The 24865-nt window shown below is 55.1% G+C and carries 20 protein-coding genes and 1 pseudogene; 14 read left to right on the top strand and 7 right to left on the bottom strand.

The genetic code is table 11. From position 1 onward, the window contains the following. Positions 1-35 precede the first annotated feature (35 nt). On the bottom strand, positions 36-1298 hold the full coding sequence (gabT, locus tag BM323_RS15350; RefSeq protein ID WP_008107494.1) for a 4-aminobutyrate--2-oxoglutarate transaminase: 1263 nt from the start codon (positions 1296-1298) through the stop codon (positions 36-38). A 109-nt stretch (positions 1299-1407) separates the two neighbouring features. Between gabT and BM323_RS15345 the strand changes: the two genes are divergently transcribed. Then, positions 1408-2892 (top strand): MocR-like pyridoxine biosynthesis transcription factor PdxR, encoded by a 1485-nt coding sequence (locus tag BM323_RS15345; protein WP_008107492.1) that lies wholly within the window; start codon positions 1408-1410, stop codon positions 2890-2892. Between the two features lie 109 nt (positions 2893-3001). On the opposite strand, the pseudogene BM323_RS15340 reads toward BM323_RS15345, so the two are convergent. Further along, positions 3002-3865: pseudogene (locus BM323_RS15340) on the bottom strand (aldo/keto reductase family oxidoreductase). 97 nt (positions 3866-3962) lie between these two features. On the opposite strand from BM323_RS15340, the gene BM323_RS15335 reads away from it, so the two are divergent. Beyond that, positions 3963-4877: a LysR substrate-binding domain-containing protein gene (locus tag BM323_RS15335; RefSeq protein WP_008107488.1), complete on the top strand. Its 915-nt coding sequence runs from the start codon at positions 3963-3965 to the stop codon at positions 4875-4877. 24 nt (positions 4878-4901) lie between these two features. Here BM323_RS15335 and BM323_RS15330 read toward each other — a convergent pair whose 3' ends face one another. The 5 genes from BM323_RS15330 to BM323_RS15310 form a co-directional block, all read right to left on the bottom strand. Further along, the gene (locus tag BM323_RS15330) at positions 4902-5525 is read right to left on the bottom strand and encodes an ANTAR domain-containing response regulator (protein ID WP_008107486.1); all 624 of its coding nucleotides are present in this window, start codon (positions 5523-5525) and stop codon (positions 4902-4904) included. After that, positions 5522-6673 carry a transporter substrate-binding domain-containing protein gene (locus BM323_RS15325; protein ID WP_008107484.1) on the bottom strand — a complete coding sequence of 384 codons (1152 nt, stop codon included), beginning with the start codon at positions 6671-6673 and terminating at the stop codon, positions 5522-5524. Before BM323_RS15325 ends, BM323_RS15330 begins: the two co-directional genes overlap by 4 nt. Positions 6674-6769: 96 nt before the next feature. Then, positions 6770-8473 carry a nitrilase-related carbon-nitrogen hydrolase gene (locus tag BM323_RS15320; protein WP_008107481.1) on the bottom strand — a complete coding sequence of 568 codons (1704 nt, stop codon included), beginning with the start codon at positions 8471-8473 and terminating at the stop codon, positions 6770-6772. Further along, entirely contained in the window at positions 8473-9966 is a 1494-nt protein-coding gene (locus tag BM323_RS15315; RefSeq protein ID WP_008107479.1) for a purine-cytosine permease family protein, read from the bottom strand. The genes BM323_RS15320 and BM323_RS15315 overlap by 1 nt, the downstream gene beginning before the upstream one ends. 256 nt (positions 9967-10222) lie before the next feature. Further along, a complete protein-coding gene (locus BM323_RS15310; RefSeq protein WP_008107477.1) occupies positions 10223-11326 on the bottom strand; it encodes a GGDEF domain-containing protein in 1104 nt (367 codons plus the stop codon). Between the two features lie 511 nt (positions 11327-11837). Between BM323_RS15310 and BM323_RS15305 the strand changes: the two genes are divergently transcribed. The 12 genes from BM323_RS15305 to BM323_RS15250 all read left to right on the top strand — a co-directional run bounded on the left by BM323_RS15305 (position 11838) and on the right by BM323_RS15250 (position 24862). Beyond that, complete coding sequence (locus tag BM323_RS15305) at positions 11838-12134, top strand: YicS family protein (protein ID WP_008107474.1); 297 nt, start codon at positions 11838-11840, stop codon at positions 12132-12134. 14 nt (positions 12135-12148) lie between these two features. Continuing rightward, positions 12149-13342 (top strand): OmpP1/FadL family transporter, encoded by a 1194-nt coding sequence (locus BM323_RS15300; protein WP_091004109.1) that lies wholly within the window; start codon positions 12149-12151, stop codon positions 13340-13342. Between the two features lie 104 nt (positions 13343-13446). Then, positions 13447-15033, top strand: coding sequence for an arylsulfatase (locus tag BM323_RS15295; protein ID WP_091004112.1), 1587 nt, complete (start codon positions 13447-13449; stop codon positions 15031-15033). Between the two features lie 54 nt (positions 15034-15087). Further along, positions 15088-16380: an anaerobic sulfatase maturase gene (locus BM323_RS15290; protein WP_008107466.1), complete on the top strand. Its 1293-nt coding sequence runs from the start codon at positions 15088-15090 to the stop codon at positions 16378-16380. Then, positions 16380-17369 carry an AAA family ATPase gene (locus BM323_RS15285; RefSeq protein WP_036649216.1) on the top strand — a complete coding sequence of 330 codons (990 nt, stop codon included), beginning with the start codon at positions 16380-16382 and terminating at the stop codon, positions 17367-17369. Before BM323_RS15290 ends, BM323_RS15285 begins: the two co-directional genes overlap by 1 nt. Further along, positions 17369-18295: a DUF58 domain-containing protein gene (locus BM323_RS15280; protein ID WP_008107461.1), complete on the top strand. Its 927-nt coding sequence runs from the start codon at positions 17369-17371 to the stop codon at positions 18293-18295. The genes BM323_RS15285 and BM323_RS15280 overlap by 1 nt, the downstream gene beginning before the upstream one ends. Then, on the top strand, positions 18276-18713 hold the full coding sequence (locus tag BM323_RS15275; RefSeq protein ID WP_008107459.1) for a DUF4381 family protein: 438 nt from the start codon (positions 18276-18278) through the stop codon (positions 18711-18713). Before BM323_RS15280 ends, BM323_RS15275 begins: the two co-directional genes overlap by 20 nt. After that, the gene (locus tag BM323_RS15270; protein WP_008107457.1) at positions 18706-19683 is read left to right on the top strand and encodes a vWA domain-containing protein; all 978 of its coding nucleotides are present in this window, start codon (positions 18706-18708) and stop codon (positions 19681-19683) included. The genes BM323_RS15275 and BM323_RS15270 overlap by 8 nt, the downstream gene beginning before the upstream one ends. Beyond that, positions 19680-21206, top strand: coding sequence for a vWA domain-containing protein (locus BM323_RS15265; RefSeq protein ID WP_008107455.1), 1527 nt, complete (start codon positions 19680-19682; stop codon positions 21204-21206). Before BM323_RS15270 ends, BM323_RS15265 begins: the two co-directional genes overlap by 4 nt. Beyond that, a complete protein-coding gene (locus BM323_RS15260; RefSeq protein WP_008107453.1) occupies positions 21203-22219 on the top strand; it encodes a BatD family protein in 1017 nt (338 codons plus the stop codon). Before BM323_RS15265 ends, BM323_RS15260 begins: the two co-directional genes overlap by 4 nt. Next, on the top strand, positions 22219-23226 hold the full coding sequence (locus BM323_RS15255) for an HAD family hydrolase (RefSeq protein WP_008107451.1): 1008 nt from the start codon (positions 22219-22221) through the stop codon (positions 23224-23226). The genes BM323_RS15260 and BM323_RS15255 overlap by 1 nt, the downstream gene beginning before the upstream one ends. Positions 23227-23254: 28 nt before the next feature. Next, positions 23255-24862 carry a mechanosensitive ion channel family protein gene (locus BM323_RS15250; RefSeq protein WP_091004115.1) on the top strand — a complete coding sequence of 536 codons (1608 nt, stop codon included), beginning with the start codon at positions 23255-23257 and terminating at the stop codon, positions 24860-24862. Positions 24863-24865: the final 3 nt, after the last annotated feature.

Raw genomic sequence — 24865 nt, 5'->3', positions numbered from 1 at the left:
AGAAGCCCAGCCCGCCGCGCGAGCTGGGTAGCGTGTTACGAATCGGCGTGTTGACTCAGCACGCTGCTGAGAATGTCGAGCGCCTGACTGAACTGCGCATCAGGAATGGTGAGCGGATAGAGGAAGCGGATGACATTGCCCTGCGGGCCGCAGGTGAGCAGAAGCAACCCACGCGCCATCGCCTGTTGCTGGATAGTTTGCGCAGTTTGCGCGCTGGTAAATTCCACCGCGATCATCGAGCCAAGGCCGCGAATATCGGTGATGGAGGAGCACTGGCTGCGCGCGCTGTGCAGGAAGTCGGTTAACTGCGCGCCGAGTTGTGCAGAGCGTTCACACAGCTTCTCGTCGGCGATCACGTCCAGCACCGCATGCGCCGAGGCAATCGCCAGCGGATTACCGGCGTAAGTGCCGCCCAATCCGCCCGGACCTGGCGCATCCATGATCTCGGCGCGGCCGCTGACCGCCGATAACGGCATGCCGCCCGCGAGGCTTTTCGCCATGGTGATGAGATCCGGTTTCACCGCATAGTGATCCATCGCAAACAGCTTGCCGGTGCGCGCAAAGCCGGTTTGTACTTCATCGGCAATCAGCAGAATGCCGTGCTCATCGGCCAGCGCACGCAGACGGTTGAAGAATTCAGGCGGCGCGACGTGGAAGCCGCCTTCACCCTGAATCGGCTCCAGCACGATAGCGGCAACATCCTGTGGCGCGATGTCCTGAGTGAAGATGTCCTGCAAGCTGGCCAGCGCATCATCAACGCTAATGCCGGTCACGCTGTTGGGATAGCGCGCGTGCCACACCGACGCGGGCATCGGGCCGAAGTCGCGTTTGTAAGGTGCCACTTTGCCGGTCATCGCCATGGTCATAAAAGTACGACCGTGGAAAGAGTTGCCGAAGGTGATAATGCCGTGACGACGCGTCGCCGCCCGCGCCACTTTCACCGCGTTTTCGACCGCTTCTGCGCCGGTGGAGAAGAAAGCGGTTTTAGCTTTACCGGCAATTGGCACCACGCGATTGAGGCGTTCAGCCAGCGCCACGTAGCTTTCATACGGCGTGACCTGGAATGCGGTATGGGTAAATTTTTCTAACTGATCGGCAATCGCTTGCACGATGCGCGGATGGCGATGACCGGTGTTCAGCACCGCGATGCCGCCGGCGAAATCGATCCAGCTGTTGCCTTCACCATCGCGCAGCGTGGCGTTCTCCGCGTGCTCTACATACCACTGACAAAGATTGCCGGTGCCGCGTGGCAGGGCATCATCTTTACGTTGCTGCAACTGGCTGTTTTTACCTTCCATAACCTTTCCTTAGAGATAAGCGTCTTTACAAATCACGACAAACACGCTTATTTATGCCTGCGCTGAGCTATCTTGCCAGAGCCACTTTCAGTGAAAAGAGGGGAGCCAATTGCGAAGTTTGTACGCCGATCATGTATTAGAGCGCATGCAGTTTATGCCGGAAGGAACATTGCAGCAGCGTTTGCTGAGCTGTATGCAAGCCGCTATCGCAGAAGGTATTTTTCCGCGTGCCACGCGCTTGCCCGCTACGCGTGATTTGGCGCGCGAGCTGTCGGTGTCGCGCAATACGGTGTTGAACGTGTATGAGAATTTGATGGCGCAAGGCTATGTCACGGCGCGTACCGGCAGCGGCACCTGGATTGCAGAAAACTTACCGGAAGGATCGCTGAACACGCCGCGCAATCAGGCAACTGTCGAACCGTTGACCGCGAAACCGGCGGCGATTTCTAAACGCGGCGCGTCGCTGCTCGGCCATGCCAATGCGTCGCCGTATCAGTGGGGCGCTTTTGTGCCTGGCGCACCGGATGTCACGCAGTTTCCTCACAAACTTTTCAGCCAGATTCAGGCGCGTTTGAACCGTGAACCGGATATCGAACGGCTGATCTACAGTAGCAACGGTGGCTGTCCGCAGCTGCGCGCCGCGCTGGCGGAGTACCTCAGCGTGGCGCGTTCGGTGCGCGCCGATGCCGATCAAATCATCATCACCGAAGGGATTCATCAGGCGGTGGATTTGGTTTCACGCGTGCTGTGCGATCCTGGCGATCAGGTGTGGATCGAAGAGCCCGGTTATTGGGGGACGCGCAATCTGCTGCGCATTAACGGTCTGAAAATCAATGCCATTGCTGTGGATGAGCAGGGATTAATTCCCGATTTGCCGCCGCGCAGTCGCGCACCGAAAATGATTTTCGTGACACCGTCACACCAATATCCGCTGGGCGTTCATCTCAGCCTGGAACGCCGCAAGCAACTGCTCGATCTGGCGCGTAAGCACAAAACCTGGCTGGTGGAAGATGATTACGACAGTGAGTTTCGCTTCTCCGGCCAGCCGTTTCCGTCTCTGCAAGGCTTTGAGCCGGATGCGCCAGTGATCTACATGGGCACTTTTAGCAAGACGCTCTATCCAGCACTGCGCCTCGGTTATTTGGTGGTACCAAAAGCGCTGGCGCAGCCGCTGCGCGTGGCGGCGGCGGAACTGTATCGCGGCGGTCATCTGCTGGTGCAGCGCGCGCTGGCGGAGTTCATTCAGAAAGGGCATTACATGTCGCATATTCGCCGCATGCGTAAGCTCTACAGCCAGCGGCGGCGCTTTATGGTTAGCCTGATTGAGCGTTATTTAGGGGCTGCTTTTTTGCCGGTGGTGAATCACGAGGCGGGATTGCATCTGGTGATGAATTTGCCAACCGGCTGCGACGATGTGGCAGTCGCCGCTCTGGCGCTGCGGCGCGGCGTGAAGGTGCGGCCGTTGTCGCAATATTATATGCATCCGCAGGAGCGGCGCGGTCTGCTGTTGGGTTTTGCCTGTGTCGATGAGCGGCAGTGTCAGGATGCGTTTGGCACGTTGAAAGGGTGTTTGGCGGAGATGGGGATTATTTGAGGCGGAGGTCGCCCTAATGGGGATTATTTGAAAGGAGGTCGCCATAAATGGCGACCCTACAACGGCCGCATCGTCTTCGTAGGGTCGCCATTTATGGCGACCTGGTAAATTATGGCTTACCAATACCATCCAAACGCTGCACAATTTCAGGCGTAAGTTTCACCTCAGCACTCGCCAGGTTCTGCTTCAGGTGCTCCGGTGACGACGTCCCCGGAATCAGCAAAATATTAGGCGAACGCTGCAGCAGCCAGGCCAGCGCCACCTGCAACGGTGTCGCGCTCAGTTCATTTGCCACCTCGCTCAGCTGATCCGATTGCAGCGGTGAAAAACCACCGAGTGGGAAGAACGGCACGTAAGGAATACCTTGCGCTGCCAGTTGGTCCAGCAGCGCCTCATCCTGGCGATTGGCCAGATTGTAGAGGTTCTGCACGCAGGCGATCGGCGTCATTGCCTGGGCATCGGCCACCTGTTTGGCGGTAACGTTGCTCAGACCAATATGACGAATCAGCCCGCGCTCTTTCAGTTTGATCATCGCTTCAACCTGCGGCTCCAGCGAACCTTCCTTCGGTCCATGCACGTCCAACATCGAACGCAGATTCACCACTTCCATCACATCAAGCCCTAGATTGCGCAGATTATCTTCCACTGCTTGCGTCAACGCTTCTGGCGTAAACGCCGGTAACCAGCCGCCTTTCTCGTCACGACGCGCGCCCAGTTTGGTGACGATCACCAGATCGTCGGCTTAAGGGTGTAACGCTTTTTTGATCAGCTGATTAGTGATGTGCGGACCATAGAAATCGCTAGTATCAATGTGATTTACGCCTGCGGCAACTGCATCGCGCAGCACCTGCAAAGCGCGCGCTTCGTCTTTCGGCGGACCAAACACGCCGGGACCTGCTAACTGCATGGCACCGTAACCGAGTCGTGCAACCTGGCGATCGCCAAGGGTGTAAGTCAATGCTGGATGAGACATGGAAAGCTCCTTCGTCAGTGTGTGGTTAGATTGTAATCGCCAATGTGCTGTGCAACTATCCGTACAAATCGGGACACACTGTACGAGGTGGCGAACAATGGCATTGGATATCGCATTGCTGCACGCGGTGGTGGCGGTGGCAAAAGCGGGTGGTTTTCGTGAGGCGGCGCGCATCACCGGCAGCAATCCGTCGCGTTTAAGTGATGCGGTGCGGCGCGCCGAAGAGCAACTTGGCGTGCGGCTGTTTAATCGCACCACGCGCACCGTGGCGTTGACCGAAGCTGGCAGGGCGCTGATGTCGCGCTTGCTTCCGGCGATGAATGAAGTGGATGCCGCGCTGGATGCACTGAATACGTTCCGCGATACGCCGGGCGGCACCTTGCGCTTAAACGTGCCGGTGAGCGCCGCGCGCATCGTGTTACCAGCGATTGTGCCGGGATTTCTGCAGCGCTATCCCGATATCCAACTGGAAGTGGTGGCGGAAAGTAATGTGCAGGATGTGTTCCGCGATAGCTGTGATGCCGGCATTCGTTACGATGATCATCTGGAGCAGGATATGGTGGCGCTGCCGATCGGTCCGCGCACCCAGCGTTTCGCGTTGGCGGCGTCTCCCGCGTATCTGACGCAGTTCGGTACGCCGCAGCATCCGCGCGACCTGGTGCAGCATCGCTGTTTACACGGGCGCTATGCGACGGGCGTGATTGCCGAATGGGAATTCACCTGTGGCGAGGAAACCGTGCGCTTGCAGCCGAAGGGGCCACTGATTTGCAGTATCGGCGCGGCGATGGATCTCACGGTAGAAGCGGCGATCGCTGGCTGCGGCGTGGTTTATCTTTTCGAGGATTGGATCAAAACGCCGCTGAGTGATGGCAGTCTGCAACCGATTCTGCCGGATTGGTGGCAAAGCTTCTCCGGCCTGTGGCTCTATTACAACGATCGCCGGTTGATTCCGGCACCGCTGCAGGCGTTTCTGGATTATGTGCGTGAGTTGAATGCGCACGCTGTCATGTAAAGTCGCCATTTATGGTGACCGGATTCAATTTGATGCTGGCGGGATAACTGCAACGGCTTTCAACAGATTCAACCATGGCTGGCTATCGCTCAACAGCTCACAGCTGAGATTTTCAATCGTCATATGCTGCGCCATCGCCGCGCGGCGCAGCAGGTTGTAGGCATCATCTTCCTCCAGCTGCAATTCGCGCATCACGCGTAGCTGAGCGGAAAACAGAAACTTGCGCGCGCGCAGGCGCTCTTCCTGACGCTTTAATTGGGCTTCCAAATGATTGATACGCGCCGCGCTGTCGAGCGCGAGGGTAAAAGCGGTCATCACGCCATCAAAGCGCACCGGTTTGCGCATATAGCTGTCAATCTTTTGCTCGGTGATCCACTGCAGACGCGACGGTGTTTCCATCGCGGTGAGCACCACCTTGGGCAGCGCGGGCCACGGCAATTTATGCGTCGGATGAAACAGCGCCGGATTGTCGCCATCAAACACCAGCAACTGCTGCTGCGCGAAGGCGCTTTCGTTGGGGAACTCAGCGCAAAATTCACCTTGAATGCCCATGCGCGCAAACTGCTGCGCCAGATGTTGATTATCGCGCTCTGAGCAGCCAATCACGCACACCTTCAGTCCGCGCATCTGCACGTTTTTTCGACTCATGCGTTTGCTCCACCTTTGCCGAGATGGTCGAGGTCGGTCCATGCCAGCCAGGGATCGGGCTTCACCGGCGCATCGGCCTGCCAGAAACTTTCCAGCTTACCCGCATGGCAGCGCGCCAGATGCGGCGTCAGCCAGCAGTGATTGTTGTCGGCATCGATGCGAATCGGTCCAGCGGGCGAATCCATCTCATCCAGTAACACCGCCTGGCGCACGCCGTCGACTTCGGCGTTGCCATGCCGCGCAATCGCACGCGCCAGCAAATGGCCCGCTAACCACGCGCTTTGGCTATCGACGGACGGCGAAACCTGATCGCCAAAACGCTGACGATAGCAGCGTAAAAAATCGCGGTTGGCGGCGCTGTCGATAGACTGGAACCAGCTGGCTGAAACCAGATAACCTTCCAGCGCCGCAGCACCAATTAACTGCACTTCGGGTTCGCACAGCGTCATGCTCAGTTTCAGTGGCTGATTGAGCCACGGCTGATGTTGGCTGGCCTGATACCATGCGCGGTAGAAGCTGTAGGCGCTTTTGCCGACCATGGTATTGAGGATCACTTTTGGTCGTCGCGTGATGATATCGCCGATCAGCTCACTGACATCTTCCTCACCGAGCGGCAGCAGCTTGCTTTCCACCACGCTGCCGCCGGCTGCCGTCACCGCTTCACGCGTGATGCGATCCATCTCCCACGACCATACGTAATTGGAACCAACGTGGTAAATCTCGGCATCGTGCTCCTGCAGCAGCCAGCGCAGCAGGGGAATCACATGCTGGTTGGGCGTGGCACCGAGATAAATTACGCTGTTGCTGCTTTCGAAACCTTCATAGCGTGCCGGATGCCAAAGCAGGGCGTTGGCCGCTTCCACCAGCGGCAAAATGGTTTTTCGCGCTGCCGAGGTGTAGCAGCCGATCAGATGGCGCACGCCGTGGCGATGCAGCAGGTCGTGGCAGTATTCGTGGTATTTGTCCAGCGAACCGCCGGGATCGCGCACCACTGGCGCCAGGGTAAAGTCATAGTTTGGGTTGGCGTTGATCTCCTCAATCGCCAGCAGAATGCCGTTGAGCATTTCACGGCCAATCACCGCGTAGTCGCCGGAAACCGAATAGAGAATGCCAACCGGGATGACGTTCTTGCTGGGTGATGTGGGCATAAATGACTCCGTGGGAGATAGTGCGGGTGGTGAAACGGTCGCCATAAATGGCGACCCTACAGGTTTTCGTAGGGTGCGCATTTATGCGCACCTGGTTTAATTAGAGCGCGCCACTAACGGGACATAAAAATGTGGCTGACGCATCAGCACCAGATCTTTACGTCTTACCACATGATTCGGATAAGTTGTATCTGGCGAGCCGGTGGTGATGGCCAGTTGCACCAATCCGTTGCTGCTCAACACTTTGCTCTCCTGACGCGGGAACGCAAATGTATCCGGGCCAAACACGCCGCTGATACCAAAACTTTCGCCCTCCGCTTCAGGCCAGTTGGCAAACGCCAGCCAGACATTGTTTTCTCCGGCGCGCACACGCGGCAATAGCCAGTGATAAGGATCGGCTCCGCGTGGAATCGGCCAGACATGTGGGATCGCGGTGCCTTGATGCGCCAGCGGCGCAGGCTTATCCAGCGCTGACGGGCAGGCGATGATATCGCAACCCTCCAGCGCCAGAATGCGCGCCGCTTCCGGCACCAGCAGATCTTCTCCCAGCAGCAAACCGACGCGCCCGCACGGCAGATCGCATGTCACCCATTTATCCCCGGCGCTGGCCCATTGCTGGTCAGCTTCGCTGAGGTGAATCTGGCGATAATGCGCGTTCATTCCGGCGCTGCTCGCCAGCAAACAACTGTTATAGCAATGCGAGCCGTCGCGCTCGGCAAAACCGACTAACAGAGCAATATCCAGCTCCATCGCCAGCCTGATCACCGCCTGAATCGGCGCATCATCCAGCGTCAGCGCGTTCATTTTACCGGCGTAACCGGTCAACGCACGTTCTGGCAGCACCAGCAATTCCACGCCACGCGCCTTAGCCTGCTCGGCCCAATCGCGAATTTGCTGCAGATTAGCATTCACATCGTTCTCTGGACGGAACTGCGCCACGGCGATGTTTGAATCTTTAGCGGGCGGCAGTGGATCGGCGCCGTACAAGCCAAAGAGCTCCTGCGGATTCCACATAAAGGTGTTGGTCATCAGGCGCTGATACAGTTCAGGTCGGCGTTTTTTCAGCGCAGGATTTTCCAGCGGCAACGTTAGTTCGGCGCTCAGTACCTGATCGCCGCTATCACAGCTTGCCAGCAGTTGGCCCTGGCTATCGGTGATACAACTGCCGCCGCTGAACTGCACGCCGCGTTCCCATCCCCAACGATTACTTTCGATTAACGCGCAGCCATTTTCCCAGCCGCGCGTCAGCCAGTAAGGTGCGGGCGTGCGTTCAGCCAGCCAGTTGCTGATGTGGCAGATAATCTGCGCGCCGCCAACCGCAGCCAATCGCGCGGTTTCAATAAAGTGGATATCCATACAAATCAGCAAGGCGATATTGCCAATCTCGGTTTTGAATACCTGATGGCCGGCATCGCCATTGGCCGCCCATTTAGGCTCCGAGATATAAGGATGGGTTTTGCGATGTACGCCAATCAGCCCTTGCGGGCCGACTAACAGTGCGCTGTTGTAGTAGATATCGGTGACCGCGTCACGTTCCGGCATGCCAAACACCAAATAACAGTTGAACTCGCGCGCCAGCGCGGCAAAGGCCTGGCTGGTTGGGCCATCGGCGGTTTCCACAAAGGGCGCGACTTCGGCGCGATCCTGCCAGCAATAGCCGGTGGTGGCCATCTCCGGCATCACAATCAGGCGCGCGCCGTCGCGTGCGGCTTCGGTGGCAAGTGTCAGCAGGCGGGCGACGTTCTCTTCTTTGCGAAACAGCGTCGGTTCAAACTGGATGGTTGCGACTTGGATACTCATTATTCAGCCTCCTTGCTCAGCTGCGGGTTAAAAGCGGGTTTCGGGCCTTGATAGGCGTCTGACGGTTTCCAGCTGGTCTGCATATCTTGCGGGAAGGTCTTGAAGTAGTAGCGGCCTCGCGTCGCGGCGCTAATGGCAACGTGCAGGACCGGGCCAACCAGCATGGCGATAAACGAGGCGTAGACCATCGGATACAAACCCAACACGCCCGCCGCACCGATGGCGACCGCCACGCACAGCGCAATCACGCCAGAAGGGTTCCACATCCGCAGATACTCTTTGCGGAACTCGACGAAATCCGACGGCGCGAGATGCAGCACTTTGCGGCACACGAAGTAGTCGGCAAGGATAATGAAGACCCAGGTATTGGTGAGAATGCCGGTGATCGACAGGAAAGTGCCGGTGTACTGCAGAATATTGCAGACGTAGAACACCACGCCGAGCAGCCACACCAGCAACATCCACCATTGGCGGCCAGGACGATAGTTGAACGCCATATCCATGGTGTTAGACAGCGCAATCGAGCCGGAATAGAGGTTGAGGACGTTGATGCGAATTTGCGTGATCACCGCGAACAATACGCCGGTGAGGCCGATGATCAATGGGAAGACAAAACCAGGATCGAGCGCCAGTGACCAGACGTCGGCGCCCTCAATATGCGGCATCAGCGTGTAGGCCATAAAGGCACCGAACAGCATCACCACCACAATCGGCAACAGCATGCCGAGCATAATGGTAGCGGTGCCTTTGTGACTGATATTGGGGCGCGCGAAGCGGCCATAATCGGTCGCCATCAAGCCCTGAAATACAATCTGCCCGTTCGCCATGTTCATCACCAGCCACAGCGCGTTGCTATCCACTTCACCTTTTGGCTGCCAGCCGCTAAAGCCGACTGACGGATAATGATGCGTCAGCTGATAAATACAAAAACCAAACAGCAGAATGAAGATCGGCACGCCCCAGGTTTGCAGGAACTGCATCGACGACATGCCTTTCCAGACAAACCAGATTGCCGCCAATCCCATCAGGGCAAATATCGCGATGCCCGCCACCGAGTTGACCGGCACGCCCGCATAGTTAGCGATGGCGTGCGACACAATGGTGCCTTCGAAAAGGAAGTAGAAGATAAAGTTGATGGCGTAGATCAGCGAGGTGAACGCGGAACCCATGTAGCCAAAGCCCAGCCCGCGCGTCATCAGGTTAAGCGACAAGCCTTCTTTACTCGCCATCTTCATGATGCAGGAGCCAATCAGCGTGGCGAAAACCACCATATAGCCAATAGGCAACAGCAGCAGCGGCCAGCCGACCTGATAACTCATATCCGCGCCCAGGCTGAACCAGAACATCGCCGTCGAGTTGCCCAGCAGCACCAGAATGATGGCGGGGATCGGCCAGCGATAATGGGTGGGCACACGACCCACGGCGTAATCTTCTACCGCTTCCGCTTCGGTAATGTCCTGCGGTCCCTGAAACCACGTTTTCAACTTGCTCATAGTTTTACTCCAAATAAAAAAGCCCCGCCGACAGCATTGCCGGTGGGGCTTCTTCGCCTGAATTCGATGTATTGGAGTGACATGCAGCCACAAACCGCTTACCAGACTACGGCGCCTGTTCCTGCTGTGCAGGATGCGGTAATCAGTTGCAAGCAAGCTGCGTGCCAGGTTACAAACCGCGGCAAAAGCAGGCTTTTTGCCGTCTACAAGGATGGCGTTGCATTAGCGCGGTGCAGCGTGCACCGCCATGAGGCTTTCAAGAGGAATAAAACGAGAATTGGTTTCTACCGTGATTCTTCGACCAATACAGCTGCTGATCGGCTGCGGTAATCAGGCTATCGAGTGACATCCCTGGCTGCCAGCGAGCTGCGCCCTGACTGAGCGTTACCCATTCAGCGGTATCAGAACTCTCATGAGGAATAGCGCGCTTTTCCAGCGTGGTTTTAATTCGTTCGCACACTTGTGATGCGATCTCTGGCGTGGCATTGAGCAGCAAGACGGCAAACTCTTCACCGCCGAAACGCACGGCAAGATCGCTTTCATTTCTTACCGAATCGCTGATGCAGCGGGCCACTTTTACCAGACATTCATCACCTTTGAGATGGCCATACACATCGTTATAGCGTTTGAAATGGTCAACATCGATCATGATGAGATAAACCTGCGATTCTGCGGCAATTTGCGCAGTCCGCGCGTGAAAGTATTCGCGCAAATAGCGTTTATTTGCTAAGCCGGTAAGCGGATCGTGATCGGCAAGGCGGGTCAGTTTTTGAATTAACCGTGCGTTTTGCTGTTCACTGGCTTCGGCTTTACGAACCCATTCCATCATCACGTTTCGACAGGAAAGCACCACACCAAGGGCTAGCGTATAAGCAACCAGGTGGAAGAGAACATGTAGAGGATTTAACACGGCAATGTTGATAAACAGTGTCAATATTATCGGCAGTACAAAGGCTGCAATCACGTTAAGTGAAAGATGAAAGGCAATGACAGCTGGAAACAGCACCAATAAGGAGATCACCATCACCCACTCGATGTCATGTGTGGCGCGATATAATTGATGCAAAATTAACGCCCAAATCACGCCATAAATAACTGCACACAACATCAATACGGCACGAGTCAGATAAAGTTGCTGTTTAATCAATTGACTGGTGAGTAGCAGATTCCAGCAAGAAAACAGCATTAGCAACAAACTTAAAATAAAAATAGGTGGCAGAGATGGCACCAAATCATCATAGAAAAAATAGCGCAAACACAAGTAAAGTGAATAAGCGATATTGAGCCAAAGAAACCAAATACAGCCTGTCCGGGTGAGAATGACATCTTTGTTCACTTTTCCTGCATCCATAATCAGCATGTGAAAACCTCAAAAGAGAAGATGTTTCAGATAATTACGACGCGCTTAGCATGGTTAAAGAAAAACGCAAATCCAGTTGTCGGATAGAGTTTTCTTTTCAATCGGGATTTTATCAAACGTCTGGTAAGGATAATCCTAAAGACAAAGATTTTTCAGTTCCAACGTAATTTTATTATTTCATATAAAGTTTCATTTTGGATAGGTTTTGTGTGTGGAAAATAATAGTTATTTCACTACTAATCATAAGGATAGATGGTTTCATTTGATCTGGTAGCAGGAAAAGCTAAAGTTTGAAGCCAATCAAAAAATTAATAAATTGCACGTTCGTCCATATCTTTAAGCTTGTGAAGTTTAAGGCGTTAACTACTGTTTAAAGCGAAATGTTTATTCAACTCATGCCATTTCACCATGCTGGCCATAAAGTTCGCTGTATTTTTTTTGCTTCCGACACATTTTGTCGGTTTATAGACACAGGGCGAATGAAATCTGACCAACCTCTGGAGGGGATGATATGTGCCAAAAATGGGCCATCGCTTGTGGTGCGCTATTACTTATTTGCAACGCAACGAATGCAGCTTCACCCTATGACGATCTTGCCTTTGCGTTGAAACAACAGCAGATTATTCAAAGCTTGCGCGCACATTGTCATATCGATAACCACATACCCGACGAAAAGATTCGCAACCTATTTCTCAGCGAAAAAAATAACCACTCACCGATTTTATTGGCGGCAAAAGCCTTTGATAAAAAGGATAAACCCGGTTATTCGCATGCGATTGCTAGCGTGCGTTGTCCAGAAATCAAATAGGGCGCTGAAAGGATATGAAACGAATCCATTCCCTGGCGTTGCTGTTGTGCTTAACCGCGTCTACGCAAGCAAGTGGTTTGTATTTGTATGAAATAGCCACTGATGATGTAGGTTTAGCCGGCGCGGGCCAGGCGGCGCGGGCGCAAGATGCCTCCACCCTGTTCACCAATCCGGCGGGAATGACGCTGCTACCCGGCAAAACCATGAGCCTTGGCGGCCAGATGCTCTATGGCAGAGCAAAATATGGCTTGAATGATGATGCGCTGCTGAACGGTAACAGCCCCGGCAATGTGATTGGCTGGTTTCCTGGAGCTAGCGCTTTCTACAGCCAGCCGATTACCGATCAATTAAGTGCAGGCATTGGTCTTTATGGCAATTATGGATTAGGCCTGCACTTTGGCGATTGGGCAGGCGATAATCTTATTAAATACAGCACGTTAGTCGCGATGACGCTGATGCCATCCGTCGCGTGGAAATACAATGATGCGCTTTCAATGGGTTTCGGACTGGGCATTAATTATGGCTTTCTGAAATTGAAACGTCAGACGGCGACCGGAGAAAACGAGCAATCCGACCACGATTGGGCGTTGAACAGTAAATTCGGCATCATCTATCAATTTACCCCCGAGACGCGCGCGGGCTTGACATACACCAGCGAAACCAAATATCACTTTGATATCAATGGTAGCGTGCAGTTAGACCAACTCACTAATAGTCCTTCTTACACTTTACCCATCGCAGCCACCGTTAATACACCCCAACAGGTGATGTTCAGCCTTTACCACGATCTGAACCGTCAATGGGCGTTAATGGGCGACCTCGGCTGGCAAGACTGGAGTGCCTACAGCAATAGTCAGATTGTGGTGGGTGAAAATCGCGTGGGCGACAATGAACGTCTGCGCGACACCTGGCATGTGGCGCTGGGCACGCAGTTCCGTCCCACCGACGACTGGACATTCAATACCGGTGTGGCATTTGACAGCAGCTTTTATCGCAATCAGAACGATACCTCGCTGACCATGCCTTCCGGTAATACCTGGCGTTGGGGCGTAGGCGCGCGTTATCAACTTGATGCTGAAAGCAGCATCGGTGCGGCGTTTGAGTATGCCTACATCGAAAGCTCGCGCGTTGCCTCACCTTTATTGCAAGGCGAGTACCAGCATCCTTCACTCTATTTTTTCGCCCTGAACTATAACCGCAACTTCTAACCCGTAACCGAGGAGGTGATCCGATCATGAGCATGTAAGCATCATTTACTGGCGGACAACATTCGTCTTGCCGTTCAAGGGCCTACCATTTAGTGGAGTGCAAAATGTCTCGAATGCCTTTTTGCAAAACGATGTTAGCCTCAATGCTCTCTGTCGCCTGCTGCTCATTCAGTGCACAAGCCGCGCCGGACAGCAATCAACCCTCTACCGCGCCCGAGCAAAACAAGGGCAAGCCCAATATTGTGGTCATCTTCGGCGATGATATCGGTTACTGGAATCTCAGTACGTACAATCAGGGCATGTTGGGTTATCAAACGCCGAATATCGACAGCATCGCTGCCGAAGGCGCGAAGTTCACCTCCTATTACGCGGAGCAGAGTTCTACTGCCGGTCGTTCCTCCTTCATAACCGGGCAGATGCCGTTCCGTACCGGGATGAGTAAGGTGGGCATGCCGGGCGCACCGCAGGGATTGCAGAAAGAAGATCCCACTATTGCCAATATCCTCAAGCAACTCGGTTATGCCACCGGCCAGTTTGGTAAAAACCATCTGGGCGACCGCAATGAGTTTCTGCCTACCGCACATGGCTTTGACGAATTCATGGGCAACCTTTATCACCTGAATGCCGAAGAGGAACCGGAGAACCCGGATTACCCACAAGATCCGGAGTACAAGAAACAGTTCGGCCCGCGCGGCGTAATCAAATCCACTGCTGACGGGAAAATTGAGGATACCGGTCCACTCAACATCAAACGCATGGAAACCGTGGATGAAGAGACGTTGGCAGCTAACAACGACTTCATGGAGCGGCAGGTCAAAGCCAACAAGCCATTCTTCACCTGGTACAACACCACGCGCATGCACAACAAAACCCATATTAAACCGGCCGATAAAGGCGTGACCGGATTGGGGGACTACGCCGATGGCATGGTGGAACATGACAAAATTATCGGGGAAGTGCTGAAGAAAATTAAAGATCTCGGCATCGAAGACAACACCATTGTGGTTTACACCACCGATAACGGGCCAATGACGGCGACCTGGCCGGATGCCGGTATCACGCCGTTCCGCGGTGAGAAAAACACCGGCTGGGAAGGTGGTTTCCGCGTACCGGCGATGATTAAATGGCCGGGACATATCAAACCTGGCACCTTAGTCAACGACATTGTCGGCAGTAATGACTGGTTCCCAACGCTGGTGGCAGCAGCGGGCGTACCGGATATCAAACAGCAGTTGCTGAAAGGCTATAAAACCAGCGCCATGAACTACAAAGTGCATCTTGATGGTTATAACCAGCTCGATTACATCACCGGTAAAACGCAGGAGGATCCGCGTAAAGAGTTCTTCTACTGGAGTGATGACGGCGATCTGCTGGCGATGCGTTACGGGCGCTGGAAAGCTCACTTCATGATCCAGGAACATACCGGGATGGATGTGTGGAAATATCCGTTCGTCAAACTACGTGTGCCTCTGATTTTCGACCTGAAAATCGATCCACTGGAAAAAGGCACCGATGGCATGGATTACAACCACTGGTTCTATGATCGCCTGTTCCTGCTCGGCGGTGCGCAGAAATATGCCGCTGAAATGCTGCAAAGCTTTAAAGAGTTTCCGCCACGGCAGAAACCGGGCTCATTCACCGTTTCTGATGTGTCGAAACTCATTGAGGAAGGCAGTCCGGCTACCAATTGATGCTCTGACCACAATGCCGGGTGAAATACTTCACCCGGTACTCAGGAGGCGTTCATGAAATACAGCACAACGTTGCCGGTTAAACCTCTTCCTACGGCGGAAAAATTCAGTGGCAAAGGGCCGGCTTACACGCGCCGTTTTCACGTGATGGCGAAACCCACCGGATCGCGTTGCAATATCGACTGCAACTACTGTTTTTACCTGCATAAAGAACAGCTGCTGGAGCAGGATCGTCACAGCGGCATGAGCGATGAGGTGCTCGAAACCTTCATTAAGCAATACATCGACAGCCAGGATGGCGAACAGGTGGTGTTCTCATGGCAAGGAGGCGAGCCCACGCTAATGGGGTTGGCGTATTTCGAAAAAATCGTCGTGCTGCAGAAGAAATACCAGAAGCCAGGTCAGCGGATTGAAAACGATCTGCAGACCAACGGCATTCTGCTGAATGACAACTGGGCGCGCTTTCTGCGTCAGCACAACTTTTTAGTCGGCATTTCAATCGATGGCCCGGCGGAACTGCACGATCGCTACCGCGTGACGCGCAGCGGTAAGCCCACTTTTGAGAAAGTGATGGCGGGCGTTGCGGCGCTGAAACGCCATAGCGTGCCATTCAATGCCTTAGTCACCGTTAACCGCACCAACGCCCGCTTCCCGCTTGAGGTTTACCGTTTTCTGACGCGCGAATTGGGTGCCACTTATATCCAGTTCAATCCCTGCGTTGAGCCGGTGGATTTCAAACAAACCGCACCGCAGTTCTGGCAAGACGACACCATTCCGGTTACCGGTTCTCGCCGCGCGCGTCCCGGCGACCTCGATTCGATTGTTACCGATTGGTCTGTCGATCCGGATGACTGGGGCCGCTTCCTGATTGCGGTGTTTGAAGAGTGGGTAAACAACGATTTGGGTCGCGTGCAGGTCAACCTGTTTGAAACCGCCGTGGCGCAAACCATGGGCATGCCAGCGCAGATTTGCATCACCTCAGAGTTTTGCGGCAAAGGTCTGGCGATTGAGAAAAACGGCGACATCTTCTCCTGCGATCACTACGTCTATCCCGAATACAAGTTAGGCAATGTGCAAAGCACCAAACTGGCGCACATGGCCTTTTCCGAACGACAAAAAGCCTTTGGTTTAGGCAAGCGCGATACTTTACCAGCGGCCTGCAAACGCTGTCCCTATCTGAAACTCTGCTATGGCGAATGCCCGAAAAACCGCATTGTCAGAAGCGAGGAAGGGGAACTGGGCATGAATTACCTCTGTCCCGGCATCAAGGCATTCTTTGATTATGCGCAGCCGATTCTGGTGGGCATCGCCACGCTGTTGCAACGAAAGACGGTGGAACCTGCATGATGAATAACCGTGACAAGCTGCTGGCGCTGGAAGCCAGCATGAATCAGCAGGTGATTGGACAGCAGGAGCTGGTACGGATGTTAATTGTTGCCTTGCTGTGTGACGGTCACGTGCTGCTGGAAGGCTTGCCGGGTCTGGCGAAAACGCGTGCGGTGCGGGAACTGGCGCGTCACATCGAAGGCGAATTCTGCCGCATTCAGTTCACACCAGATCTGCTGCCTTCCGACATTACCGGCAGCGAAATCTATCAGCAAAATGCCACACGCGAAGAAGACCAATTCCGTTTTCGCCCTGGCCCGGTATTCGGCAACATTATCCTCGCCGATGAGATCAACCGCGCGTCGGCGCGCGTGCAGTCGGCGCTTTTGGAAGCGATGGAAGAGCGCCACGTCACCGTCGCAGGGAAAACCTGGCCGCTGCCGGGCATTTTCATGGTGCTGGCGACACAAAACCCGGTCGATCAGGAAGGCACATGGCCGTTACCCGAAGCGCAATTGGACCGTTTTCTGATGAAGGTGATTGTCGATTACCCATCGAAAGAGAATGAGCAGTTGGTGATGCAGCTGGTCCGCGCAGAACAGCAGGCGAAATATCAGCAGGAAAACCGCGCTCCAGAAACAACGTCATTGAGCATTAGCCAGCAGAATATTGCCGAGTGCTGGCGTGAAATCGCCAGCATTTACGTGGCTCCGACAGTTGAGCAATACATTGTTAATCTGGTGGAGATGACGCGCCATCCCGATCAGGTTAGCGAAGCCTTTGCCAGTTATATCAGTCTTGGCATCAGCCCGCGTGGCACGCTGGCGCTGGATCGCTGTGGTCGCGCCTGTGCGTGGCTGGATGGTCGGGATGCCGTGTTGCCAGAAGATATTCAACGTATCGCCCCGGCGGTGCTGCGTCACCGTTTGTTGCTGAGTTATCAGGCGAATGCCGATAACTGTACGCCCGATCAGGCGATCTCAATGCTGCTTAGCGCAGTGGTGGCGTGATGTCGCCGCCGCTGACGCTGGAAATGGCTGACCTGATGGCGCTGGCCGGGGATGCGCAACGGCTCGATAATCCGCCTGGACAAATTCCGCCCGGTGCGCTCACCGGCGAGCGCGTATCGCGCCAGCAAGGGCGCGGCCTGAATTTTGACAGCCTGCGCCGTTATCAGCCCGGTGATGACGTGCGATTGATTGACTGGAAAGCCACGGCGCGTCTGCGATCGCCGTGGATTCGCCTCTACAACGAAGAGCGCGAGCGTCCCGTGTTTATCCTCGTCGATCAACGCCTGGATATGTATTTCGGCACGCGTTGCCAGATGAAATCGGTGGCGGCAGGCTACACCGCCGCACTGCTCGCCTGGCGCAGCTGGCACGACGGCGACCGTCTGGGCTGCGCGGTGCTCGGCGATGATGAACTGGCGCTGCATCCGTGCCGCGCGCCGAAACGCAACCTGATGCCAATCCTCAACGATATTCAGCGCCTGAACGCCTTGCTGCCTGATCACTATGCGCAGGATCGACCATCAAAAATCAGCTTAGCGGATGCGTTGCAACGTATCGTCACCTTGCTGCCGTCCGGCAGTTGGCTGGGGATCATCAGTGACTTTCACGATCTGGATGCGCACTGCGATGCGGTGCTGGCGCATCTGCGCCGCCGCTGCGACATCACCGCCTTTGTAACGCTGGATGATCTTCATCGCCGCCTGCCTGCGCAGGGGAAACTTAGCGCCTATTACCAGCAGGTCAGCAGCGTGATACCGCTGTCGGCAACGCTCAGCGATCGCATTAATCAACGCGTTACCGAGCGCCTATCACTGCAGCAGCGTCGTTTGCAACGTGTTGGCGTGACGGTAAAAACCATCGTCAGCGGTTTGCCCGTTCTGCCGCAGCTCCAGCAGGAGGACGCACATGCTGGCAAAAGGTTTTAGCATCCCAGAACTGGCGCATCCCGCACTGCCAGCCGATGTCTCCTGGTTTCCGTTGCCGCCGGGCTGGATAGTACTGGGCGTGCTGCTGTCGCTGGCCGTTGTCATCTATCTATTGCACGTGCTGGCGCGCTATCGCCGCAATCGCTGGCGTCGCGAGGCGCGCCAACAGCTGGGTCAGCAGCAAGTTGATGAGTGGATGAGATGGGTGAAACAGGTGCTTTTGGTGCAGCACTCGCGTGCGGAAGTCAGCCAGTGGCGAACGCCGCAACAGCTTTTGGCGCAAACCACGCTGGATGACGAGTTGCGCCTCCTGATGTGCCAGCGCTATTGCCAGCCGGACAACCAGCTGGAGGTGGAGACTTATCAGCGCGTCGCCCGGCAAATGCGCCGCTGGCTGGAGAATCTGCCTGATGTCTGAATGGTTCTCTCGCCTTGATTTCGCCTGGCCGTGGGCAGGCGTGCTGCTGTTTGTGCCGTTGCTCATGCGTTTTTTAATCACCCCGCAGCCGCAGGAGAGTGAACAGGTTCGGGTGCCTTTTTTACCTCAGCTTGCGGAAGCGCTGCAGCTGAATCTGGCAGCGCCGAAGGCGGGTTGGGGGCCACAATTGCTGTTCTGGACGCTGTGGATCTTGCTGGTTAGCGCCTTGGCGCGGCCAGAATATCTGCTGCCACCGAAAACCCTGATCAAACCGATGCGCAATATCGTGCTGATCCTTGATGTGTCGGGCTCGATGGAAAAGAGCAGCGGCCAGAATGAACAAACCCGATTGCAGGCGGTGCAACAAACAGCGCGCACCTTCATTAGCCAGCGCAAAAACGATCGCATCGGTCTGGTGATTTTCGCCAGCCAGGCGTGGCCTTTTGCGCCGATCAGTGAGGACAAACAGGCGCTGCAGTCGCGCATTGATCAGCTGGCGCCAGGCATGATTGGCCAGCAAACTGCGATTGGCGATGCGCTGGGCGTGGCGGTAAAACTGCTGGATAACAGCCTGGAAACGGATGCGGCCAAAATGGCGATTCTGCTGACGGATGGTAATGACACCGCTTCGAAACTTGACCCGAAAGTCGCGGCACAGCTTGCGGCCGCACATCACGTGATGGTGCATACCATTGCCTTTGGTGATGAGAACAGCAGTGAGGAAGACAAAGTGGATACCGGCTTGTTGACTGACATTGCCGCGATCACCGGCGGCCACGCCTGGCAAGCCGCCACGCACCGCGATGCATTGGCGCAGGTATGGCAGCAAATTGATGCCCAGACGCCGGAGCAGGTGAAAACGCTGGGATTATCCTGGCATCGTCCGCTGTTTGTCTGGCCATTATCTCTGGCGCTTCTGTTGTTGCTGCTGTTTGTGAGCATCAGCACGCTTGCGAGGCGACGCGTATGAGCGATTTCCACTTCCTCTATCCCTGGCGCTTACTGGGTTTACTGCTTTGCCCGCTGCTTTACTTTCTCTCCCAACGTTCCGCCAGCGGCTGGCATCGCATCATGGAAAAGCCCTTTGCGGCGGCGTTAATAAAAGGGCAGCGCCTGCGTGCGCGGAACGTGTTGCCGTGGCTCATCGGCTTTGGCGTGCTGGCGCTGGCTGCGCCGAGTTGGCAACGTGATTTGCCTGCAGCGTTCACGCCCGAAAACAACGTGATGGTGATTTTGCAGCAGGACATCAGCATGCTGGCGCAGGATCTGCCGCCGAATCGGCATCAACGTATGCAGCAAAAAATTGCCGCGCTGATGTCACAGATGCCCGGCAGCCATTTTGGTTTGGTGGTTTATAGCGCCAATGCCTGGCTCACCACGCCGCTGACAAGCGATGCTGACTTTTTCACGCTGTTTTTACAGGCGCAGCAACCGACCCTGGTGCCGCAGGCGCAGGGTTCGGGATTAGCACGCGCGGTTGCACTGGCGCAGAAAAATTTGCCGCAGGCTGCGGATGCACCGCGCGCCATCATCCTCGTCGCCGATCATCTGACATCCCAGGAAGTAAACTGGCTGCAACAACAGGATTTACCGCTGCAAATCTGGGTGCCTGGCACCGCCAACGGCGGCAAGTTACCGGATGAATTTGCCGCGCAAGGCATTGATACCCGACTTAACGTGAAACCGTTTGAGCAGGCACGTGATGCCGGGATGCCGGTGACGCTGGTGTCCGCTGAGGATGATGATCTAGATGTGGTGCGCCACAATATTCAGCAAAGCGTGACGGCACAGCAGAATAGTCGCACGGATCTGCAATGGAAAAACAGCGGTTATTTGTTGGTTATACCGATGTTGATCCTGCTGCTGGTATGGCGGCAACAACTGCTGTGTCTGCTGGTGTTCACCTTGCCGCTGATCCTCTATTCACCGGATAGCTCCGCATCGCTGCTGGATGCCTGGGTCCGCCCGGATGTGCAGGGACAATTGGCGTTTAAGCGCGGGGACTATCACGCGGCCGCCCAGCATTTTCAGGATCCGTTACGACGCGGTATCGCCTTGTACTATGCGGAAGATTATGTTGCGGCGCTGGGCGCTTTCCAGCAAGCCGCTGCAACAGCGGAAAGCTTGTTGTGGATCGGCAACTGTTATGCGCAACAGAAATCCTGGCAGCAGGCGCTGAACAGCTACGATCAGGCGCTCAGCCTGAAACCGGATTGGCTGATGGCGCAGCAAAACCGGGCGAAGATTGCGCGCATCATCATGCAACTGCGACAGAAAGAGCGCGATCGTCAGGCCGACCAGCATGAACAAAAAGATGAAGATCCCGATGCGATCAAGCACGATCTTAAGCGCGAGCAGGGCGTCAATCAGCTGGATTTAAAACCTGTCGCCGGTGCCGCGCCCTCGGCTGAACAGTGGTACAACAACCTCACGCTTTCGCCCGGCGGTTTGCTGGAAAATCTCTATCACTCAGCGCCGGCGGAGGCACCATGAAGAGATTGCTCGTTTGCCTGTTGTCGCTGTTCAGCCTTGTCGCACACGCTGAAATGACCATGACGCGTGAACTGGTGGCCGCGGAAAAGTTGGTGCCGGGACAGCCGGTAACTATCGCCGTCACTTTCTGGACCGATAGCTGGTTTAATCCGCCGCCACAATGGCCAGAGATGGTGATTGAGAACGGCAACCTGCTTAACACCCCGTTGCCGAATCAGTTGCTGACGCGCAATAGCGCGGGCATTAGCTGGAGCGGTATCCGCATGGAGCGGCAGATCCTGACGTGGGATCAAGGCACCTTGCGCTTTCCCGCCGTGGATGTAGTGATGCGCTCTGCTAATCAGCCGCCGAAAACCGTCTCGCTGCCGATGCTGGAGAAAGCCGTTGCCTGGCCCGCTGACGTTCAGCAGCCCGATCGTTTTTTACCCGCCCGCAGCCTGCAACTCACGCAAAAATGGCAACTGTATCGCGCGGCGGACGATGCGCAACTGCATGTGGGTGATGTGATTGAACGCGTGGTGACGTTGCGCGCCACCGAGGTGATTGCCGCACAAATCCCACAGCTGCTGTACGCCATTCCCGGATCCGCTAGCCAGCGATTGCCGCCGCAGAATAGCGACCTGACCAGTGGCAGAGATGAGATCGTCGGCGCACAACGCGTCGAGAGTTTGCGGTATCTGCCTGCTCAGCCTGGCGAGCTCATCATCCCACCGCTGCGTTTGCGCTGGTGGGATACGCGCCAGCAGCAGTGGCAGATCGCCGAGTTATCGGGCGCGCACTACAGCATTGCTGCGGCACGTCCTGCTGGCAGCGAACAAGCGCTCAAGGCGCGAGCGCCGACCAACTGGAAACCGCTACTCATCGCTGCGGCGGCGGTTTTACTCATGCTGATGTTGATGATGTTATTCCGGCGCTCTCTTCTTCATAGCCTGCAACGTCTGTATCAACGCACACGTGAATACTGGCGCACCGTCTCGCTGCCCGATCTCACGCCGACCAAAAGGAAAAGATGATGAAACACGCCATATTTGCTCTGTTAATTGCAATTCATTGCGGGTCGGCTATAGCTGCTGAAGATCCGCTGAGTAGCTGGAATGAGGGTCAATCAAAGCAGGCGATTGAAAGTTGGGTAAAGGGCGCCACGCAAGCGGGTGGCAAGGCTTTCATTCCTGTTGATCAACGGTTTGTGGTGTTTGATAACGACGGCACGCTGTGGCCTGAAGCGCCGCTGACCTTTCAATTACAGTTTGTGCTGGATGAGATCAAGCGCCTCGCACCCGAGAAAACTGAATGGAAACAGGATGCCTTAGTGCAAGCGGTAATCAACGACGACATGAAAACCGTGATGCTGGCCGGGAAGAAAGGGCTGATCAAGCTGATGACGCTGACCCACAGCGGCATGACCACCGACGATTATGCCCAGCGCGTCAGTCATTGGGTTGAAACCCATCGTCATGCACGATTTGGTTGTCGTTACGATCAGTTAGGTTATCAGCCGATGCGCCAGTTGCTGGATTATCTGCGCGCCAACGGCTTCAAAACCTGGATCATCTCCGGCGGCGGTATCGATTTCATGCGCGTGCTGGCGGAGAAGATGTATGGCATTCCGCCGGAGCAGGTGGTGGGTTCATTTTCACTCAGTGAGTTTTCGCTCACGGACAACGGCACGCAACTGCGCAAAACGCTGAACGGGGCTTTTTATGATGACGAAGCGATGAAGCCGGTCGCTATCCATCTGTTTATGGGACGACGTCCGGTTGGCGCTTTCGGTAACAGCGATGGCGATGTGCCGATGCTGCAATACACCTCCGCGAATCCCGCCTATAAAACCTTTGGTTTGCTGGTTCATCACACCGATGGGGCGCGGGAATACGCTTACGATGCACATCCTTCCGCCAGCGGAAAACTGGTTAACGGACTCAAATTAGCCCCCAAAAATGGCTGGGCGGTTGTCGATATGAAGCAGGACTGGAAAACGGTATTTGACCCCGCACAGTGCGCGTCTGAGCAAGGGAAGTAGTGCGTTAACGCCAAATTGAGGAGGGAATATGAAGCGCACCATCATGTGTTTATTCTGTTGCCTGATGCTGTTTACTTTGCATCAAGCCCATGGCGCTGAGCCGCGTCAGGCTCCCTCGGCGCAGGAGCGGGCACGGACGCTGACTCTGCTTAATCAACCTGTCGTGATGCTTCAGGCTAAATTTGGTTTTACCACGCCAGAAGAACGGGTGCAGCGTATTGTTACGCTACTGCGTACCCTCAATGATAATGACCTGAAGCAGTCAGTTGAAACGCATGAAGTGGTGCGTTATCACCAGCCAGCGGTGCTTTTTTCCATCAACGGCAACGCTTTTATGCTGCTATCGCAGGGCGACCTTGATGAAGGGGATGACCTGACGCTGCCGCAGGCGGCAGAGCGGGTCAGGTTGCGTCTTGATGCTCTTCGTCTTTCGCTGGCTGAACAATATTCTTCACACTATTTGCTGCTCTCCACAGCCAAAGCATTACTGGGCGCAGTGTTGTTGGCTGCTGTTATTCTTTTTGCTCTGCGCTCGCACGCGTGGCTGAAGCGCATTTATGCTGCACGATATGCACGGCGTAAAAGCATTATTCCAGGCGCGCTACGCACATTTCTCGGTCCGATTGAAGTGCGTCTCTATGCAGCGGTGATGACATCAACCATTTTGGTGGCGGTTTACCTTTGGCTGAGCTGGGTGCTGCGGTTGTTTCCGTGGACACGTATCTGGGGAATGGAGCTGGGTGGTTACGCGCTGGAACTGCTACAGAGGCTAGGATTAGCAGTTATTTCCGCTTTACCCGGCATCGTCATTGTGGCGCTGATATTTATTATTACCGCGCTTGTCACACGTTTATTAAGACTGGTATTGCGGCGGGTGGAAACCGGCCAGTTACAGTTGCCAGGCCTGCATCCGGACACCGTAGGCGTGACGCGCAAACTGATCAGCGTGGTTATTTGGCTATTCGCGCTATCGGCGGCATATCCGTTTCTGCCGGGCGCTAATTCGCTCGCATTTAAGGGCATCAGTGTTTTCTTTGGTCTGATGCTAACGTTAGGCTCCGCAGGCGTCATGAATCATGCCATGAGCGGACTGGTGCTGACTTATTCACGGGCGCTTAGGAAAGGAGAAGTAATCAGGATTGCTGATCACGAAGGCGTGGTCAGTGAAGTGGGCATGTTGGCCACCAAAATCCTGACGCGAGAAAATTACGAAGTGACCGTGCCTAATGCCGTGGTTGTTAGTGGCAGAATCGTTAACCTGAGTGCCACGCTAAAAGGCGAGGGCGTCAACATGACCACCAGTGTCACCATTGGCTATGACACACCCTGGCGGCAGGTTGAAGCCATGCTGGAACTTGCGGCTAACCGCACTTCAGGTATCAACCATGAGATCCTGCCGATAGTGCGCCAGTTGGCATTGCAGGATTGGTATATTGCCTATGAGTTGCAGGTCAGACTTCTGGCTGGCGAATCTCTGGCGGGTGTTCGAAGTACACTCCACGGGCACATTCAGGATGTGTTCAATGAATTTGGCGTGCAGATTATGTCGCCTAATTTTATTAGCCAGCCTGAACACGCAGTGCTGGTAAAACAGGAGAACTGGTTTACCCCACCGGCGGAAAAGAGCAAAAGCTGAACC

The organism is Pantoea sp. YR525 (assembly GCF_900116775.1).
Lineage (GTDB): Bacteria > Pseudomonadota > Gammaproteobacteria > Enterobacterales > Enterobacteriaceae > Pantoea > Pantoea symbiotica.
The sequence above is the reverse complement of the archived record's forward strand: the minus strand, read 5'-3'. Positions and strand labels throughout refer to the sequence as shown.

Bases quoted from the DNA above. Each gene is read 5' to 3' on its own strand.
- BM323_RS15280 (WP_008107461.1), top strand. From the start codon at position 17,369: ATGTCGCCGCCGCTGACGCTGGAAATGGCTGACCTGATGGCGCTGGCC.
- BM323_RS15320 (WP_008107481.1), bottom strand. From the start codon at position 8,473: ATGAGTATCCAAGTCGCAACCATCCAGTTTGAACCGACGCTGTTTCGC.
- BM323_RS15275 (WP_008107459.1), top strand. From the start codon at position 18,276: ATGCTGGCAAAAGGTTTTAGCATCCCAGAACTGGCGCATCCCGCACTG.
- BM323_RS15290 (WP_008107466.1), top strand. From the start codon at position 15,088: ATGAAATACAGCACAACGTTGCCGGTTAAACCTCTTCCTACGGCGGAA.
- BM323_RS15255 (WP_008107451.1), top strand. From the start codon at position 22,219: ATGAAACACGCCATATTTGCTCTGTTAATTGCAATTCATTGCGGGTCG.
- BM323_RS15285 (WP_036649216.1), top strand. From the start codon at position 16,380: ATGAATAACCGTGACAAGCTGCTGGCGCTGGAAGCCAGCATGAATCAG.
- BM323_RS15260 (WP_008107453.1), top strand. From the start codon at position 21,203: ATGAAGAGATTGCTCGTTTGCCTGTTGTCGCTGTTCAGCCTTGTCGCA.
- gabT (WP_008107494.1), bottom strand. From the start codon at position 1,298: ATGGAAGGTAAAAACAGCCAGTTGCAGCAACGTAAAGATGATGCCCTG.
- BM323_RS15270 (WP_008107457.1), top strand. From the start codon at position 18,706: ATGTCTGAATGGTTCTCTCGCCTTGATTTCGCCTGGCCGTGGGCAGGC.
- BM323_RS15335 (WP_008107488.1), top strand. From the start codon at position 3,963: ATGGCATTGGATATCGCATTGCTGCACGCGGTGGTGGCGGTGGCAAAA.
- BM323_RS15265 (WP_008107455.1), top strand. From the start codon at position 19,680: ATGAGCGATTTCCACTTCCTCTATCCCTGGCGCTTACTGGGTTTACTG.
- BM323_RS15295 (WP_091004112.1), top strand. From the start codon at position 13,447: ATGTCTCGAATGCCTTTTTGCAAAACGATGTTAGCCTCAATGCTCTCT.
- BM323_RS15310 (WP_008107477.1), bottom strand. From the start codon at position 11,326: ATGCTGATTATGGATGCAGGAAAAGTGAACAAAGATGTCATTCTCACC.
- BM323_RS15250 (WP_091004115.1), top strand. From the start codon at position 23,255: ATGAAGCGCACCATCATGTGTTTATTCTGTTGCCTGATGCTGTTTACT.
- BM323_RS15315 (WP_008107479.1), bottom strand. From the start codon at position 9,966: ATGAGCAAGTTGAAAACGTGGTTTCAGGGACCGCAGGACATTACCGAA.
- BM323_RS15325 (WP_008107484.1), bottom strand. From the start codon at position 6,673: ATGCCCACATCACCCAGCAAGAACGTCATCCCGGTTGGCATTCTCTAT.
- BM323_RS15330 (WP_008107486.1), bottom strand. From the start codon at position 5,525: ATGAGTCGAAAAAACGTGCAGATGCGCGGACTGAAGGTGTGCGTGATT.
- BM323_RS15305 (WP_008107474.1), top strand. From the start codon at position 11,838: ATGTGCCAAAAATGGGCCATCGCTTGTGGTGCGCTATTACTTATTTGC.
- BM323_RS15300 (WP_091004109.1), top strand. From the start codon at position 12,149: ATGAAACGAATCCATTCCCTGGCGTTGCTGTTGTGCTTAACCGCGTCT.